General features: G+C 71.1%; 10 protein-coding genes. 7 read left to right on the top strand and 3 right to left on the bottom strand.

Going from position 1 to position 16,813, the window contains the following annotated elements; all coding sequences use genetic code 11:
* Nucleotides 1–57: 57 nt before the first annotated feature.
* From ACZ7M7_RS33400 to ACZ7M7_RS33385, 4 genes are read left to right on the top strand one after another with little or no spacing between them, the layout of a single operon-like run.
* On the top strand, nt 58–2,271 hold the full coding sequence (locus tag ACZ7M7_RS33400) for a 1,4-beta-glucanase (protein WP_472123492.1): 2,214 nt from the start codon (nt 58–60) through the stop codon (nt 2,269–2,271).
* A complete protein-coding gene (locus tag ACZ7M7_RS33395; RefSeq protein ID WP_472123490.1) occupies nt 2,259–4,238 on the top strand; it encodes a beta-galactosidase in 1,980 nt (659 codons plus the stop codon). The genes ACZ7M7_RS33400 and ACZ7M7_RS33395 overlap by 13 nt, the downstream gene beginning before the upstream one ends.
* Entirely contained in the window at nt 4,235–6,451 is a 2,217-nt protein-coding gene (locus tag ACZ7M7_RS33390) for a glycosyl hydrolase family 95 catalytic domain-containing protein (RefSeq protein WP_472123487.1), read from the top strand. The genes ACZ7M7_RS33395 and ACZ7M7_RS33390 overlap by 4 nt, the downstream gene beginning before the upstream one ends.
* Nucleotides 6,452–6,487: 36 nt before the next feature.
* Nucleotides 6,488–7,204: a glycoside hydrolase family 12 protein gene (locus ACZ7M7_RS33385; protein WP_472123484.1), complete on the top strand. Its 717-nt coding sequence runs from the start codon at nt 6,488–6,490 to the stop codon at nt 7,202–7,204.
* 36 nt (nt 7,205–7,240) lie between these two features.
* On the opposite strand, the gene ACZ7M7_RS33380 is transcribed toward ACZ7M7_RS33385, so the two are convergent.
* The 3 genes from ACZ7M7_RS33380 to ACZ7M7_RS33370 form a co-directional block, all read right to left on the bottom strand.
* Entirely contained in the window at nt 7,241–8,428 is a 1,188-nt protein-coding gene (locus tag ACZ7M7_RS33380) for a sulfotransferase family protein (protein WP_472123481.1), read from the bottom strand.
* Nucleotides 8,429–8,535: 107 nt separating this feature from the next.
* Nucleotides 8,536–10,584, bottom strand: a complete 2,049-nt coding sequence (locus tag ACZ7M7_RS33375; RefSeq protein ID WP_472123478.1) for a glycoside hydrolase family 31 protein — start codon at nt 10,582–10,584, stop codon at nt 8,536–8,538.
* A 95-nt stretch (nt 10,585–10,679) separates the two neighbouring features.
* Complete coding sequence (locus ACZ7M7_RS33370; protein ID WP_427839684.1) at nt 10,680–11,696, bottom strand: LacI family DNA-binding transcriptional regulator; 1,017 nt, start codon at nt 11,694–11,696, stop codon at nt 10,680–10,682.
* A gap of 357 nt (nt 11,697–12,053) precedes the next feature.
* Between ACZ7M7_RS33370 and ACZ7M7_RS33365 the strand changes: the two genes are divergently transcribed.
* From ACZ7M7_RS33365 to ACZ7M7_RS33355, 3 genes are all read left to right on the top strand, one after another.
* Complete coding sequence (locus tag ACZ7M7_RS33365; RefSeq protein WP_383607344.1) at nt 12,054–13,988, top strand: acyl-CoA dehydrogenase family protein; 1,935 nt, start codon at nt 12,054–12,056, stop codon at nt 13,986–13,988.
* Nucleotides 13,989–14,094: 106 nt separating this feature from the next.
* On the top strand, nt 14,095–15,351 hold the full coding sequence (gene dxr, locus ACZ7M7_RS33360) for a 1-deoxy-D-xylulose-5-phosphate reductoisomerase (RefSeq protein ID WP_472123475.1): 1,257 nt from the start codon (nt 14,095–14,097) through the stop codon (nt 15,349–15,351).
* A gap of 8 nt (nt 15,352–15,359) precedes the next feature.
* Nucleotides 15,360–16,652 (top strand): M50 family metallopeptidase, encoded by a 1,293-nt coding sequence (locus tag ACZ7M7_RS33355; protein ID WP_383607559.1) that lies wholly within the window; start codon nt 15,360–15,362, stop codon nt 16,650–16,652.
* Nucleotides 16,653–16,813: the final 161 nt, after the last annotated feature.

Raw genomic sequence — 16,813 nt, 5'->3', positions numbered from 1 at the left:
ACAGTCCCGCGCCCCTCGAGGTCTCTCCCGTCCCCACGTTGTGAACGAGGTATGTCCATGCGCGCATCCCGCCCGTCCAGACGAACCGTCCTCACCGGGACCGCGGCCGCCGCCGCGCTCACCACCCTTCCGTCCCTCGCGGGGCAGGCGTCCGCCGCCGAGCCCGCCGCCGGCCAGGCGTACCGCTGGCGCAACGCCGTCATGGGCGGCACCGGCTTCGTCACCGGCGTTCTCTTCCACCCTGCCGTCCGCGGCCTTGCCTACGCCCGCACCGACATCGGCGGTGCCTACCGCTGGGACGACCGCGCCGCCCGCTGGACCCCGCTGACCGACCATCTCGGCTGGGACGACTGGAACCTCCTCGGCGTCGAGGCCGTCGCCGTCGACCCCGCCCACCCCGACCGGCTCTACCTCGCCCTCGGCACCTACGCCCAGTCCTGGGCCTCCAACGGCGCCGTCCTGCGCTCCGACGACCGCGGCGCCACCTGGACCCGCGCCGACCTCACCGTGAAGCTCGGCGCGAACGAGGACGGGCGGGGCACGGGGGAGCGGCTGCTCGTCGATCCGCGGGACAGTGACGCCCTGTGGCTGGGCACCCGGCACGACGGACTGCTCAAGTCCACCGACCGGGGCGCCACCTGGGCGGCCGTCACCGGATTCCCTGCTTCCCCGAGTGCCACCGGACAAGGCGTCACCCTCCTCGTCGCCGCCGGCCGCACCCTCTACGCCGGTTGGGGCGACGGCGACGGCACGGCAGCCGCCAGGAACCTGTACCGGACAGTCGACGGCAGCAAGTGGGAGGCCGTGCCGGGGCAGCCCACCGGCACCGCCGCCAAGGTCCCGATCCGGGCCGCGTACGACCGTCACAGCCACGAGCTGTACGTGACGTACGCCAACGCGCCCGGCCCTAACGGCCAGTCCGACGGCAGCGTGCACAGGCTGCGGACGACGGACGGGAAGTGGACCGAGGTCACGCCGGTGAAGCCCGGCGGCACCGACACCTTCGGCTACGGCGGCGTCGCCGTCGACGCACGCCACCCCGGCACGATCGTGGTCTCCACCAACAACCGCTGGGCCGACATCGACACCGTGTACCGGACCACCGACGGCGGTCGCGCCTGGACGTCGTTGAAGGACACGGCCGTCCTCGACGTCACCGAGACGCCGTACCTCAAGTGGGGTGCCGAGCAGCCCAAGTTCGGCTGGTGGATCCAGGCGGTCGCGCTGGACCCGTACGACTCCCGGCACCTCGTGTACGGCACCGGCGCGACCCTCTACGGCACGCGCGACCTGAAGCACTGGGCCCCGCAGATCCGGGGCCTGGAGGAGACGTCCGTCCGTCAGCTGATCTCGCCGCCGGCCGGGAGGGCGCACCTGATCAGCGGCAACGGGGACATCGGTGTGATGTACCACGAGTCGCTCATGGCCTCCCCGTCGCGGGGCATGGCCGCCAATCCCGTGTTCGGCACCTCCACCGGGCTCGCGCAGGCCACGGCCAGGCCGTCGTACGTCGTCCGTTCCGGCTGGGGCGACAACGGCAACGGCGCCCACTCGAACGACGGCGGGCAGACCTGGGCGCCCTTCGCGACACAGCCCGCCATCGCCAAGGACGCGCCGGGACCGATCGCCAGCAACGCCGACGGCAGCGTGCTGTTGTGGTCCTTCGTGCACTGGGACGGCACCCCCTACCCGGCCCAGCGCTCCGCCGACAACGGCGTCACCTGGGCCGAGGTCACCTCCTTCCCGAAGGGGGCCACCCCGGTCGCGGACCCCGTCGACCCGAGCGCCTTCTACGCCTTCGACACCGCCACCGGCACGCTCCACGCCAGCACCGACGGCGGTGTGACCTTCACCGCGCGGGCCGGCGGGCTGAACTCCGGTGACAAGGAGTTCCAGCTGGCCGTGGCGCCCGGCCGGTCCGGTGACCTGTGGCTGAGCCTCAAGTGGAACGGGCTGTACCGCTCCGCCGACGGCGGTGCGGCCTTCACCAAGGTCGGCAGCTGCTGGGCCTCGTACACCCTCGGCTTCGGCAAGGCCGCCCAGGGCGCCCCCTACCCGGCGGTCTACATGGTCGGCTCCACCGAGAGCGCCACCGCCGTGTACCGCTCCGACGACGAGGCGAAGACCTGGGTGCGGATCAACGACGACCGGCACCAATGGGGCTGGATCGGCGCGGCCGTCACCGGCGACCCACGCGTCCACGGCCGCGTCTACCTCGCCACCAACGGCCGGGGCGTCCAGTACGGGGAGCCCGTCCGATGCCCGGCATGAGCGACGCCACCCGCGGCAGCATCCTCTTCGGCGGCGACTACAACCCCGAACAGTGGCCCGAACAGACCTGGCACGAGGACGTCCGCCTGATGAAGGAGGCCGGGGTCACCTCGGTCACCCTCGGCGTGTTCTCCTGGGCCAGACTCGAACCACGCCCAGGGGCACGGGACTTCGGCTGGCTGGACCGGCTGATGGACCTGATGCACGACAACGGCATCGGCGTCGTCCTTGCCACCCCCACCTCCTCGCCCCCGCCCTGGATGGGCAGGCAGCACCCCGAGACCCTGCCGCGCGACGAGGACGGCCGGACCGAGTGGTGGGGCTCCCGCCAGCACTTCTCCCACTCCAGCGCGACGTACCGCCGCTACGCCGCCGCCATCACCGAGGACCTCGCCGCCCGCTACGCCGGCCACCCGGCCCTGCGGATGTGGCACATCAACAACGAGTACTGCACCTACGACTGGGGCGCCGAGGCCGAGGCCGCCTTCCGCCGCTGGCTCCAGGACAGGTACGGCACGCTCGACGCCCTCAACGAGGCCTGGGGCACCGCCTTCTGGAGCCAGGGATACGGCGACTGGTACGAGGTCCTGCCGCCACGCCGCGCGCACTACATGAAGAACCCCACGCAGGTTCTCGACTTCCGGCGGTTCACGTCCGACGCGCTGCTGGAGTGCTACCTCGCCGAGCGCGACATCGTCGCCCGGCACAGCCCGGACATCCCGGTGACGACCAACTTCATGCCGTTCTGGCAGGGACAGGACGCCTGGCAGTGGGTCGAGCGGGAGGACGTCGTCTCGGTCGACATCTACCCGGATCCGCGCGATCCGTCCGGCGGGCAGTACGGCGCCCTCATCCATGACATGACCCGCTCGCAGGCCCGCGGCGGCCCCTGGATGGTCATGGAGCAGGCGGCCGGGCCGGTCAACTGGCGCGGGGTCAACCACCCCAAGCCCGCCGGCCTCAACCGCCTGTGGTCCCTCCAGGCCGTGGCCCGCGGCGCCGACGCCGTCTGCTACTTCCAGTGGCGGCAGTCCCGGCAGGGCTCGGAGAAGTTCCACTCGGGGATGGTCAGCCACGCGGGCGAGCACGGCCGTACGTACCAGGAGGTCAAGCGGATCGGCGCCGAACTGGCGCTGCTGAGCGAGAAGGCGGCCGGCACCCGCGTCGAGGCCGCCGAGGTCGCCGTACTCCTCGACTGGAACGCCTGGTGGGCGAGCCGGCAGGACGGCCGGCTGTCCTGCGAGGTCGACTACCCGCAGGTCGTCCGCGCCTGGCACCGCGCCCTCTGGGAGGCGCACACCGTCACGGACTTCGCCCACCCCGAGCACGACCTGTCCGCCTACAAGCTGGTCGTCGTCCCTCAGCTGTACCTGATGACGGACGCCGCCATCGACCACCTCGTGGCCTACGTCGAGAGCGGCGGCACCCTCGTCGCCGGCTTCCAGACCGGCGTCGCCGACGAGGACGACCGTGTCCGCCCCGGCGGCATGGACGTACGGCTGCGCGACCTGTTCGGCATCCGCACGCTGCACGAATGGTGGCCGCTCGACGCGGGGGAGAAGGCCGACGTCGAAGGCTTCCACGGGACGCTGTGGTCCGAGGAGATCGAGGCGGCGGACGACGTGGACGCCGTGACGCCCTACAAGGGCGGCGAGCTGGACGGCCTGCCCGCCGTCCTGCGCAAGGGGCGTGCCTGGTACGTCTCCACCCTCCCCGAGCCGCACGCGCTGCGCACTCTGCTTGCCGGCATCGCGACGGGGGCGGATGTACGACCGACTCTCGCGGGGCTTCCGGCAGGAGTGGAGGCGGTACGACGGGGCGGGCTCCTGTTCCTTCTGAACCACGGGCGCGACGCGGTCACCGTGCCCGTGCCCGGCCGCCACCGCGACCTGCTGACCGGCGCGGACGTCACCGACTCGGTGGAGCTGGGGCGGTACGGGGTCGCCGTGCTGGAGGCCGCCTCATGAGTGGACCGGTGCACGGCACCTGGGAGCCCGCTCCCGCCACCCGCTGGGAGGACGCCTTCCTGAGCGGGAACGGCCGACACGGCGCCATGGTGTTCGGTGATCCGAACGCCGACCGGGTCATCGTCAACCACCACACCCTGGTCCGCCCCAACGGGGCCGAACACGCGCGTCCGCCCGCCCTCGCCGCCGAACTCCCGCACCTCCAGGACCGGCTGCTCGCCGGGGACGTCACCGCGGCCGAGCACTTCACCGACGGGCGCGAGCTGCAGTGGGTGCAGCCCTTCCACCCCGCCTTCCAGCTACGGCTGCGCCGCCCGGCCGTCGAGGAGCGCGGCGACTACCGCCGCGAGGTCGACTTCACCACCGGGGTCTGCACGGCCGGGAGCGGCGGTTGGCGTAGCCAGGTCTTCGTCTCCCGCGCCGACGACGTCATCGTCCAGTACGTCACCGAAGCCGGCCTCACGGTCGACGTCACCCTGGATCACCAACTTCCGGGCGCCCCATACGGCTTGGCGGTCGGACACAGCGCTGTCCTCACTCCCGAGGGCGCGCTCCTCACCCTGCGCGCCCGTTACCCCGGAAGCGACCGCGCGTACACGGGCGTCACCCTCGCCGTGGTCACGGGCGGCAGCACCCGCACCTCGCTGCCGGGCCTGCGCATCAACAACGCCCGCTCGCTGCTGCTCCTCACCCGCGTCCGGCGCCACACCGGCGAGCTGGACGCCCTCGCCGCGGCGCATGCCCTGCGCGCCCTGCTGCCCGACGGCGACGAGGACCCGTACGACCGCCTCCTCGGCCGCCACACCGACCTGCACCGCCCCGCCTACCTCCGCGCCGGCCTCGACCTCGGCGCCGACGCGGCCGAACGGGCCCTGCCCGGCTCGGACCTGGTGAGCCGCCCGAAGAGCCCAGCCCTCCTGGAACGCCTCTTCGCGGCCGGCCGCTACCACCTCCTCTCCGCCTCCGGAGTTCTGCCACCCCGGCTGACCGGCCTGTGGACCGGCGACTGGGACACGGCCTGGGCGGGCGCGTTCACCACCGACGCCAACCTCAACCTCCAGACCGCGTCGGCCGCCGCGGCAGCGCTCCCGGAGGTGACCGAGGCCCATGCCTCCCTGGTCCACGGCCAGTTGGACCACTGGCGGGACAACGCCCGCGCGATCTTCGGCACCCGCGGCGTCGTGGCTCCCGCCCACACCGACGGCGAGTCCGGGCACATCTACCACTTCAGCCGCGAATACCCCCTGCACCTGTGGACCGCGGGCGCCGACTGGCTGCTCACGCCGCTCGTCGACCACGATCAGACCCGCGGCGAGCACGACCCGCGCACGGCCGTCGCCCTCGCCGAAGCCGCCCGGTTCTACGAGGACTTCCTCACCCGCACCGACAGCGACGGTCAGGTGATCGTCGTCCCCTCCTACTCACCGGAGAACCGCCCGGCGAACGCGAGCTGGGGCACCCTCAACGCCGCGATGGATCTCTCGGCCGCCCGCCACGCCCTGCTGACGGCGGCCGGCTACCACTGCGGTACCCCGGATGCCGACCGCTGGCGCGCCCTCGCCGACCGCCTCCCGCCGCACCGGGTCAACGCCGACGGCGCCCTCGCCGAATGGGCCCGGCCGGGCATCGAAGACACCTACGACCACCGCCACCTCAGCCACCTCTACGGCGTCTGGCCGCTCGACGAGATCACCCCGTACGACACCCCGGCCCTCGCGACGGCCGCCCACCGCGCCCTCGAACTGCGCGGCGCCGAGAACGACTCCGCGCACGGCCATCTCCACCGTGCCCTCGTCGCGGCCCGGCTCCGGGACGGCGAGCGGGTCGCCCACGCCCTCGACCAGGTCCTGGGCGGCGACTTCTTCCACGCCTCCCTGATGAGCGCCCACTACCCGAACCGCGACGTCTACAACGCGGACGCCGCGCACACCCTGCCCGCCGTACTGATCGAGATGCTCGTGCAGTCGACCCCGCACCGGCTGGTCCTGCTGCCGGCGCTACCGGCCGGCCTTCCCGAGGGGCGACTCCGGGGCGTACGCACGCGGTTCGGTGCGGAGGTCGACCTGGCCTGGACGCCCGAGGGAGCCACCGCGGTCCTGAAGCCGTCCCGCACCGTCCGTATCGAACTCCGGACTTCCTCCGGCAACGGCGACGCACCACCGCTCGACCTCGTCGCCGGAGAAGACCACGTCATCGGCCTCGGGGCGTGGTAACCCCCGCAACTCCCCCCACCCATGGAAAGGGACACCATGGCAAAGACCGCACTGCGCAAGATCACCATGGCCGTGCTGGCCCCGGCGATGGCTCTCGGCGCCACCGTCGGGCTCGCGTCCGCCCCCGCCTCGGCCGCCGTCTGGAACTCCTGCGACCAGTGGGGCAACACCAGCCTCAACGGCTACACGCTCTACAACAACATCTGGGGCTCCGGCGCCGGCAGCCAGTGCATCTGGGCCAACTCCGGCACCAACTGGGGCGTCTGGGCCAACCACCCCAACACCGGCGGCATCAAGTCCTACCCCAACTCCAAGAAGGTGATCAACAAGACGATCGCCTCCCTCGGCTCGCTCACCAGCAGCTACAACGTCACGGTCCCGTCGTCCGGCGCGTACAACACGTCGTACGACATCTGGGACACCGACTACGACTACGAGATCATGCTCTGGGTCAATTACAACGGCGCCGTCGGCCCGCTCGGCACCTCGCAGGGCAATGTCACGCTCGGCGGTCACACCTGGACCGTCTACAAGGGCAGCAACGGCGCGAACGAGGTCTTCTCGTTCCTGCGGACGTCCGACTCCACCTCGGGCAGCGTGGACATCAAGCCGATCCTCAGCTGGATCGCCAACACCAAGGGCTGGATGTCCAGCAACGAGACCATCGGTGATGTGCAGTTCGGCTACGAGGTCACCTCGTCGTCCGGCGGGCTCGACTTCGCCACCAACAACCTGACCGTCAGCAGCAGCTGACCTGCCGGCCGGGCCGGGGCCGGTCCGCGTCTCGCCTCAGGCGCGGTCGACCTCGGCCCGCAGCGCGTTGTAGTCCGCGAAGGCGTCCTCGACCCCGGCGCGGGTCAGACCGTAGCGGGCCAGGTCGTAGCGGTGCGGTCGGGTGCCCTTCGGGCGGGCGACGGCACCGGCCAGCCGGGCGGCCTCGGCGTCGGTCCAGAGGGCGCCGACCGCGTCGTAGAGCTTCGGGGCGCCCGTGGCGGGCTCGGCGCCGAGCCAGGAGTACGGGGCGTCCACCACCGTCTCGCGGGGGAGGGCGGCACGGGCCGCGAGGCCGCGTCGCATCGCACGGCTCAGCAGGCCGGACCAGGTGGCGCCGATGCCGTGCAGGTCGAGGGGGCGGGTGCTGACGGCCATGCCGTGCTCGATCAGGCTGCAGAAGGAGGCCACGGCGGTGACCGGATCGCGGTGGCACCACACGATCGTGGCGTCCGGGAACACCTTGTGCAGCGCGTCGAGGTTGCCGAGGTGCAGCGGGGACTTGAGGATCCAGCGGCGCCGCGGACGGCCGTACTGCAGGACCTGGAACACCTGCTTGAGGTACCGGTAGTCGTCGGTGAAGTCCCGTGCGCGGTACCACTCCACGTACTCCGGCAGCAGCACCTGCGACAGCGGCATCAGGGCGTGCGGCAGGGCGAAGGTGCACTCCTCCGGGCCCTCGGCGGCCATCGCGTGGATGTCGCGGAAGCGCGGCGCGAACAGGTTGGTTCCCTGGACCATGCGGCGGCCCGCCGTGACCGCCTTCCGGCGCTCGCGGGGCGAGGGCTCCAGGCCGGGGGTGAGGAGTTCCCACAGCAGGGGACCGCGATGCTCGGGCGAGAGCGACAGCACGGAGTGCGTCACCGTGGTCGCGGTGCGGGGCAGGCCCACGACGAAGACCGGCTTCTCGATCGGTTCCCGCTCGATCTCCGGGTGCTCGGCGATCAGCCCACGCACCCGCGCCCGGTTGGCGAGATGCCGGCGCACGAAGACCTGCGCGGACTGCCAGCCGACCGGCGTGAGATTCTCGGCCCCGGCCCACCAGCCCAGCAGCAATCGGAAGTCGTCGACGAACTGCCGGTCCCCCTTCGCCTCTCCCGTCTCCACGACGATCCGGTCAAAGATCCGGCCGGGACCGCGACGGGACCCGAAGCCCGCCCGCAGCAGCTGGTTGGCGAGAGTGAGGGCGAGCGGAGGCGAGGACACGCGGTGACTCTATCCCGATGAACTGACGTGCTGGGAAGGCAAGTTGAGCACGTGACCGACGGGGCGACCGGCAGACCTCCACCGCCCGGCCACCCCCTCCGACACGGCTACTCGGCTACAGGCAGCCGTGCCCCGTCCCGCAGAAACAGCGGGATGCGGTCCAGCGGCGAGTCGACCGTCACGGTCGTACCGCCCTCGTACGTCTCCCCGGTCCACGCGTCCGTCCAGCGTGCTCCGGCCGGGAGATACGTCGTCCACGTCGTCGCGCCCGCCGTCAGCACCGGGGCGACCAGCAGGTCGCGGCCGAAGAGGTAGGCGTCGTCGACCGACCAGGCCGCCGGGTCGTCCGGGAACTCCAGGAACAGCGGCCGCATCACCGGCAGGCCCTCCTCGTGGGCCTCGCGCATGACCTCCAGGACGTACGGCTTGAGGCGCTCGCGCAGCCGCAGGTACTTCTCCAGGATCGGGCGGGCCTCCTCGCCGTACGACCACACCTCGTTCGGGCCGCCGGTCATCTCCGGGCCGAGCGGCGTGCCCGGGTCGCGGAAGCCGTGCAGCCGCATCAGCGGGGACAGCGCGCCGAACTGGAACCAGCGGACCATGACCTCGCGGTACGCCGGGTCGTCCGGGTCGCCGCCGTGGAAGCCGCCGATGTCCGTGTTCCACCAGGGGATGCCGGACAGGGCGGTGTTGAGGCCGGCCGCGAGCTGGCGGCGCAGGGTCGCAAAGTCGGTGCCGATGTCGCCGGACCACAGGGCGGCGCCGTAGCGCTGGCTGCCCGCCCACGCCGAGCGGTTGAGGGTGATGACCTCCTCGCCCTGCGCCCGCAGGCCCTCGTGGAAGGTGCGGGAGTTCTCGGCCGGGTAGCTGTTGCCGACCTCCAGGCCCGGACCCGTCCAGTAGCGCAGGTTCTCCTGGAAGCCCGGCTTGAGCTCCGGCTCGCAGGCGTCCAGCCAGAAGGCCGTGATGCCGTACGGGACGAGGTAGTTGTCGCGCACCTTCGACCACACGAACTCACGCGCGTCCGGGTTCGTGGCGTCGTAGAACGCCACCTGGACCGTGGCGGCCACCTCCTTGTCGGGCCAGTCGGCGTGTGCCATCGGGCCGTACTGGGTGCCGATGAAGTAGCCGCGCTGCTCCATCACGGCGTGGTTCTCGCTCAGCGGCGACACCGACGGCCAGACGCTCACCACCAACTTCACGCCCAGCCCGTCCAGTTCACGGACCATGGCCGCCGGGTCGGGCCACTCCGCCGGGTCGAACTTCCAGTCGCCGAGGTGCGTCCAGTGGAAGAAGTCGCAGACGATCGCCGACAGGGGCAGGCCCCGGCGCTTGTACTCCCGCGCCACCGCGAGGAGTTCGTCCTGCGTGCGATAGCGCAGCTTGCACTGCCAGAAGCCCGCCGCCCACTCGGGCAGCATCGGCGTACGGCCCGTCACCGCGCTGTAGCGCCGCTGGCCGTCGGCCGGGCCGCCCGCGGTGATCCAGTAGTCGATCTGCCGGGCCGAGTCGGCGACCCACCGGGTGCCGTTGTGCGCGAGCTCCACGCGGCCGATCGCCGGGTTGTTCCACAGCAGGGTGTAGCCCCGGCTGGAGGACAGCACCGGGATGCCGACCTCGGCGTTGCGCTGGACGAGGTCGAGGACCAGGCCCTTCTGGTCGAACCGCCCGTGCTGGTGCTGGCCGAGGCCGTACAGCTTCTCGCCGTCGTACGCGGCGAAGCGCTGCTCCAGGCGATGGTGGCCGTTGCCGACGGCGGTGTAGAGACGCGGGCCGGGCCACCAGAAGTGGGCGCGCTCCTCGGCGAGCACCTCCTCGCCGTCCTCGGTGCGCAGGAAACGGATCAGACCCTCGGCGTCGACGTGCACGGTCAGTGCGCCCACGGTCAGCTGCGCCTCCCCGTCACCGATCTTGACCGAGCTCTCCGTGGCCGGAGGTTCGTCGAGAAGGGCGTTCGGCAGTCCGTCGAGGACCGGCCCACCGAGCCGGGCACGCACCCGGACCGCGTCCGGACCCCACGGCTCGACACGTACGGTCTCCTGGCGGCCGCTCCACTCCAGCGCGCCGTCCCGCTCGCGGAACGTGCCGACGGTCGGGGACGACTGCGCGAGGCTGACCGTGCCTGGCTGGGGCTGGTTTTCGGCAGGCTGATTCACGAGGTGTGCTCCTCAGGAGGGCAGCGAATGCAGACATGGGGGTGCCCGGCGAGGGCACGGCGGTGAAGCGGTCAATGCGGCGGGGCGGTGATGTGTCAGTGGGCGGCGGACGGCGCCGGGCCCGTGCTGGCCCGGACCGTCAACTCGGGCGCGATCAGCAGGACTTCGTCGCTGCCGCGCCCGTCGAGCTTGGCGACCAGCTGCTCCACGGCGTGCCGGCCCATCTCCTGCGCGGGGATGGAGACGGACGTCAGCCGCACCGAGGCCTGGGTGGCCACCTGGTCGGGGCAGATACCGACCACCGACATGTCCTCGGGCACGGCACGGCCCTGCTGGCGCAGCAGGGCGAGCAGCGGCTCGACCGCCGACTCGTTCTGCACGACGAACCCGGTGGTGCCCGGGCGTTCGTCGAGGATGCGGGCGAGGGTGACGGCCATCGCGTCGTATCCGCCCTCGCACGGCCGGTGCAGCAGCCGGAGCCCCAACTCCTGGGAGCGCAGCCGCAGTCCGTCGAGCGTGCGCTCCGCGAAACCGGTGTGCCGTTCGTAGACGGCCGGCGCCTCGCCGATGACAGCGATGTCGCGGTGCCCCAGCGTCGCCAGATGCTCCACGCACAGCGCGCCGGTCGCCTTGAAGTCGAGGTCGACGCAGGTCAGCCCGGAGGTGTCGGCGGGCAGCCCGATCAGCACGGACGGCTGGTCGGTGCCGCGCAGCAGTGGCAGCCGCTCGTCGTCGAGCTGGACGTCCATCAGGATCATCGCGTCGGCGAGCCCGCTGCCGGTGACGCGGCGCACCGCGTCGGGGCCCTCCTCGCCGGTCAGCAGCAGCACGTCGTAGCCGTGCGTACGGGCCGTGGTGGCCACCGCGATGGCGATCTCCATCATCACCGGCACATACATGTCGGTGCGCAGCGGGATCATCAGCGCGATGATGTTCGACCTGCTGCTGGCCAGGGCGCGGGCGCCCGCATTCGGGTGGTAGCCGAGTTCGCGGATGCTCTGCTCGACCCGGTGCCGGGTGGTCGTGGAGATGGACCGCTTGCCACTGAGGACATAGCTCACCGTGCTCGCCGACACTCCGGCGTGCTGGGCGACCTCGGCGAGGGTGACCATCCAGCTCTCCAAGCTCTTGTGAAGCGCTTCGACAGTGCGCCGAAGCGTACAGGGGCGGGTGTGAGGGTGATGTGACACTAGCTCTGGCGAGGCTGGGTGTCCATAGGTTGTCGAAGCGCTTCGACAGCTTTGCGCTCCAGGGGCACCGTCCCCCGGACGGCCCTGCCGCCGCAACATCTCTGACCGCGCCCGTTCCCGGTGCACCCACCGCCTGGACACAGTGGCGTACTCCGTCAACATCGGCTGAACGGACGCGCGCAGGGTGGTGGCCCCGCCCGTAATCGGGTACATACGATCGGGTAGCACCCGTCGGTAACCAAACGGCCCATGATCCCGATTCGCGGCGAGGTGAGCCCCATGTCCGCAGCACCCACGAAGCCCACTGTCACTGAGCGTGAGGCACGTCAGGTGGCGGAGGAGGCCCGGCAGCAGGACTGGCGCAAGCCCAGCTTCGCCAAGGAACTGTTCCTGGGCCGCTTCCGCCTCGACCTCATCCACCCCCACCCGATGCCCACCGACGATGCCGCCCAGCGCGGCGAGGAGTTCCTCGCCAAGCTCCGCGACTTCGTCGAGACGAAGGTCGACGGCGCCCTCATCGAGCGCGAGTCCCGCATCCCCGACGACGTGATCGACGGGCTGAAGGAAATCGGCGCCTTCGGCATGAAGATCGACACCAAGTACGGCGGACTCGGCCTCGGCCAGGTCTACTACAACAAGGCCCTCACCCTGGCCGGCTCGGCGTCCCCCGCGATCGGCGTGCTGCTCTCCGCCCATCAGTCGATCGGCGTACCGCAGCCGCTCAAGTTGTTCGGCACCCCGGAGCAGAAGGAGCGGTTCCTGCCGCGCTGCGCCCGCACCGACATCAGCGCCTTCCTGCTGACCGAGCCCGACGTGGGCTCGGACCCGGCGCGCCTGGCCACCTCCGCCGTACCCGACGGGGACGACTACGTCCTCGACGGGGTCAAGCTGTGGACGACCAACGGCGTGGTCGCCGACCTCCTCGTCGTCATGGCCCGGGTGCCGAAGTCCGAGGGCCACAAGGGCGGCATCACCGCCTTCGTGGTGGAGACCAACTCGCCGGGCATCACCGTCGAGAACCGCAACGCCTTCATGGGCCTGCGCGGCATCGAGAACGGCGTCACCCGCTTCCACCAGGTCCGCGTCCCCGCCGCCAACCGCATCGGCCCCGAGGGCGCCGGCCTGAAGATCGCACTGACGACCCTCAACACCGGACGGCTGTCCCTGCCCGCGTCCTGTGTCGCCGCCGGCAAGTGGTGCCTGAAGATCGCCCGCGAGTGGTCGGCGGCGCGTGAGCAGTGGGGCAAGCCGCTCGCCGCCCACGAGGCGGTCGGCTCCAAGATCTCCTTCATCGCGGCCACCACCTTCGCCCTGGAGGCCGTCACCGACCTCGCCTCGCAGATGGCCGACGAGGACCGCAACGACATCCGCATCGAAGGCGCCCTCGCCAAGCTCTACGCCTCCGAGATGGCCTGGACGATCGCCGACGAACTCATCCAGATCCGCGGCGGCCGCGGCTTCGAGACGGCCGAGTCGCTCAGGGCCCGCGGCGAGCGCCCGGTCGCCGCCGAGCAGGTCCTGCGCGACCTGCGCATCAACCGCATCTTCGAGGGCTCGACGGAGATCATGCACCTGCTGATCGCCCGCGAGGCCGTCGACGCCCACCTGTCGGTCGCCGGTGACCTCATCGACCCCGACAAGTCCCTCCAGGACAAGGCGAAGGCGGGCGCGAACGCTGGCGTCTTCTACGCCAAGTGGCTGCCGAAGCTGGTCGCCGGCCAGGGGCAACTGCCGTACTCGTACGGTGAGTTCAAACGCGGCGTCGACCTCTCCCCGCACCTTCGCTACGTCGAACGCACGTCCCGCAAACTCGCCCGCTCCACCTTCTACGGCATGTCCCGCTGGCAGGGCCGCATGGAGACCAAGCAGGGCTTCCTGGGCCGGGTCGTCGACATCGGCGCCGAGCTGTTCGCCATGAGCGCCGTCTGTGTCCGCGCCGAGCACCTGCGCGGCCAGGGCGAGCACGGCCGCGAGGCCTACCAGCTCGCCGACGCCTTCTGCCAGCAGTCCCGCCTGCGGATCGAGGAGCTCTTCGGCCGCCTGTGGTCCAACACCGACGACCTCGACCGCAAGGTCGTCAAGGGCGTGATGTCGGGCACGTACGAGTGGCTGGAGCAGGGCATCGTCGACCCGTCGGACGACGGCGCCCCCTGGATCGCCGACGCCACGCCGGGCCCGAGCGAGCGGGAGAACGTGCACCGGCCGATCAGGTGACGTCCTGGTGAGGGGTCACTGCCCGCAGCGACCCCTCACCATCCTGTTACCTGCCGGATGGGGATGCCCTGTCCTCCCTGTCAGCCCTTGCGGCCACAATGGGGGAATGAGCGACAGTCCAGCCCCACTCGCCGACCCGCATCTGGTCTACGACCCCGTAGCGGGGGACGGCCCCAAGGACGTGGTGATCCTCGGCTCCACCGGCTCGATCGGCACCCAGGCCATCGACCTCGTGCTGCGCAACCCCGACCGGTTCCGGGTCACCGCCCTGTCCGCCAACGGCGGCCGGGTCGCCCTCCTCGCCGAGCAGGCCTACCGGCTGAAGGCGCGGACCGTCGCGGTCGCCCGCGAGGACGTCGTACCGGCGCTGCGGGAGGCCCTGAAGGCCCAGTACGGCACGGGGGAGCCGCTCCCCGAGATCCTCGCCGGACCGGAGGCGGCCACCCAGATCGCCGCCTCCGACTGCCACACCGTTCTGAACGGCATCACCGGCTCCATCGGCCTCGCCCCCACCCTCGCCGCGCTGGAGGCGGGCCGCACGCTCGCGCTCGCCAACAAGGAGTCCCTGATCGTCGGCGGCCCGCTGGTCAAGGCGCTCGCCAAGCCCGGGCAGATCATCCCGGTCGACTCCGAGCACGCGGCCCTGTTCCAGGCGCTGGCGTCCGGGACGAGGGCAGACGTACGGAAGCTGGTCGTCACGGCGTCCGGGGGGCCGTTCCGGGGCCGCTCGAAGGCGGACCTGGCCCAGGTGACCGTCGAGGACGCCCTCGCCCACCCCACCTGGGCCATGGGCCCGGTCATCACGATCAACTCCGCGACCCTCGTCAACAAGGGCCTGGAGGTCATCGAGGCGCATCTCCTCTACGACATTTCCTTCGACCGCATTGAGGTGGTCGTGCATCCCCAGTCGTATGTTCACTCGATGGTTGAGTTCACCGACGGATCCACGATCGCCCAGGCGACGCCCCCCGACATGCGCGGGCCGATCGCCATCGGCCTCGGCTGGCCGGAGCGCATCCCCGACGCCGCGCCGACGTTCGACTGGAGCAAGGCGTCGACGTGGGAGTTCTTCCCGCTCGACAACGACGCGTTCCCCTCGGTCAACCTGGCGCGTCACGTGGGCGAGCTCGCGGGTACGGCACCGGCGGTGTTCAATGCGGCAAACGAGGAGTGCGTGGAGGCCTTCCGGGCCGGCGCACTGCCGTTCAACGGGATCATGGAGACCGTGACCCGGGTGGTGGAGGAGCACGGCAGCCCGCGCGCGGGAACTTCGCTCACCGTCGCGGACGTCCTCGAAGCGGAGACCTGGGCCCGCAGGCGGGCACAGGAACTGGCGGCACACACGGCGGAGGCCCGTGCATGACGACCCTGATGTTCATCCTCGGCATAGTGCTGTTCGCGGTCGGGCTGCTCGCCTCGATCGCCTGGCACGAGCTGGGCCACCTGTCCACGGCCAAGCTGTTCGGCATCCGCGTGCCGCAGTACATGGTCGGCTTCGGCCCCACCATCTGGTCGCGGAACAAGGGCGAAACCGAGTACGGCATCAAGGCGATCCCGTTCGGCGGCTACATCCGCATGATCGGCATGTTCCCGCCGGGACCGGACGGCCGCCTGGAGGCCCGCTCCACATCCCCCTGGCGCGGCATGATCGAGGACGCCCGCTCGGCCGCGTTCGAAGAGCTCAAGCCGGGTGACGAGACCCGCCTCTTCTACACGCGCAAGCCGTGGAAGCGGGTCATCGTGATGTTCGCGGGCCCCTTCATGAACCTCATCCTCGCGGTGGTCCTGTTCCTCACCGTGCTGATGGGCTTCGGCATCCAGCAGCAGACGACCACCGTGAGCTCGGTCTCCCCGTGCGTCATCGCCCAGACCCAGAACCGCGACGAGTGCAAGGCCTCCGACCCCAGGTCCCCGGCCGCCGCCGCGGGCATGAAGGCCGGCGACAAGATCGTCTCCTTCGGCGGGGTACCGACCGAGGAGTGGAACACCCTCTCCGACCTCATCCGCGACAGCGCCGGCAAGGAGGTGCCGATCGTCGTCGACCGCAAGGGCGAGCAGGTCACCCTGCAGGCGAAGATCGCCACCAACCAGGTCGTGAAGAAGGACGCCGCCGGCGCCTATGTCGAGGGCGAGTACGTCAAGGCGGGCTTCCTCGGCTTCAGCTCGGCCACCGGCGTCGTCAAACAGGACTTCGGCGATTCGGTGACCTGGATGAGCGACCGGGTCGGCGAGGCCGTCGACTCCCTCATCGCCCTGCCCTCCAAGGTCCCCGCCCTGTGGAACGCGGCCTTCGGCGACGGCGAGCGCGAACCGGACTCCCCGATGGGCATCGTGGGAGCGGCGAGGGTGAGCGGCGAGATCGCGACGCTGGACATCCCGGCCTCGCAGCAGCTGGCCACGTTCGTCTTCCTCCTGGCCGGCTTCAACCTCTCCCTCTTCCTCTTCAACATGCTCCCGCTGCTGCCGCTCGACGGCGGCCATATCGCGGGGGCCCTGTGGGAGTCGCTGCGCCGCAACACGGCGAAGGTGCTGCGCCGCCCCGACCCCGGTCCGTTCGATGTGGCGAAGCTGATGCCGGTGGCCTATGTGGTGGCCGGGATCTTCGTCTGCTTCACGCTGCTCGTGCTCGTGGCGGACGTGGTTAACCCAGTCAGAATCTCCTAGTCACATGGCGTTCGAGGCGGCCCGGGATCGTATGACCCGGGCCGCCTTCCATCGTGTGGGTTTACGGGGCGATGGGGGTCCCCCCGCCGAGTGCATTCGAGGTGGGGGCGTGCTGGGGTGAGGACCGGTGCCGTAATCTCGAAGCCTGGGGCCCGCTGCTG

Source organism: Streptomyces sp. NPDC111606, assembly GCF_055656945.1.
This window is presented reverse-complemented; position numbering and strand designations above follow the sequence as displayed.

Excerpts from the sequence above, each read along its gene's own strand:
- ACZ7M7_RS33400 (WP_472123492.1), top strand. The coding sequence starts at position 58 with ATGCGCGCATCCCGCCCGTCCAGACGAACCGTCCTCACCGGGACCGCG.
- ACZ7M7_RS33395 (WP_472123490.1), top strand. The coding sequence starts at position 2,259 with ATGCCCGGCATGAGCGACGCCACCCGCGGCAGCATCCTCTTCGGCGGC.
- ACZ7M7_RS33390 (WP_472123487.1), top strand. The coding sequence starts at position 4,235 with ATGAGTGGACCGGTGCACGGCACCTGGGAGCCCGCTCCCGCCACCCGC.
- ACZ7M7_RS33385 (WP_472123484.1), top strand. The coding sequence starts at position 6,488 with ATGGCAAAGACCGCACTGCGCAAGATCACCATGGCCGTGCTGGCCCCG.
- ACZ7M7_RS33370 (WP_427839684.1), bottom strand. The coding sequence starts at position 11,696 with ATGGTCACCCTCGCCGAGGTCGCCCAGCACGCCGGAGTGTCGGCGAGC.
- ACZ7M7_RS33365 (WP_383607344.1), top strand. The coding sequence starts at position 12,054 with ATGTCCGCAGCACCCACGAAGCCCACTGTCACTGAGCGTGAGGCACGT.
- dxr (WP_472123475.1), top strand. The coding sequence starts at position 14,095 with ATGAGCGACAGTCCAGCCCCACTCGCCGACCCGCATCTGGTCTACGAC.
- ACZ7M7_RS33355 (WP_383607559.1), top strand. The coding sequence starts at position 15,360 with ATGTTCATCCTCGGCATAGTGCTGTTCGCGGTCGGGCTGCTCGCCTCG.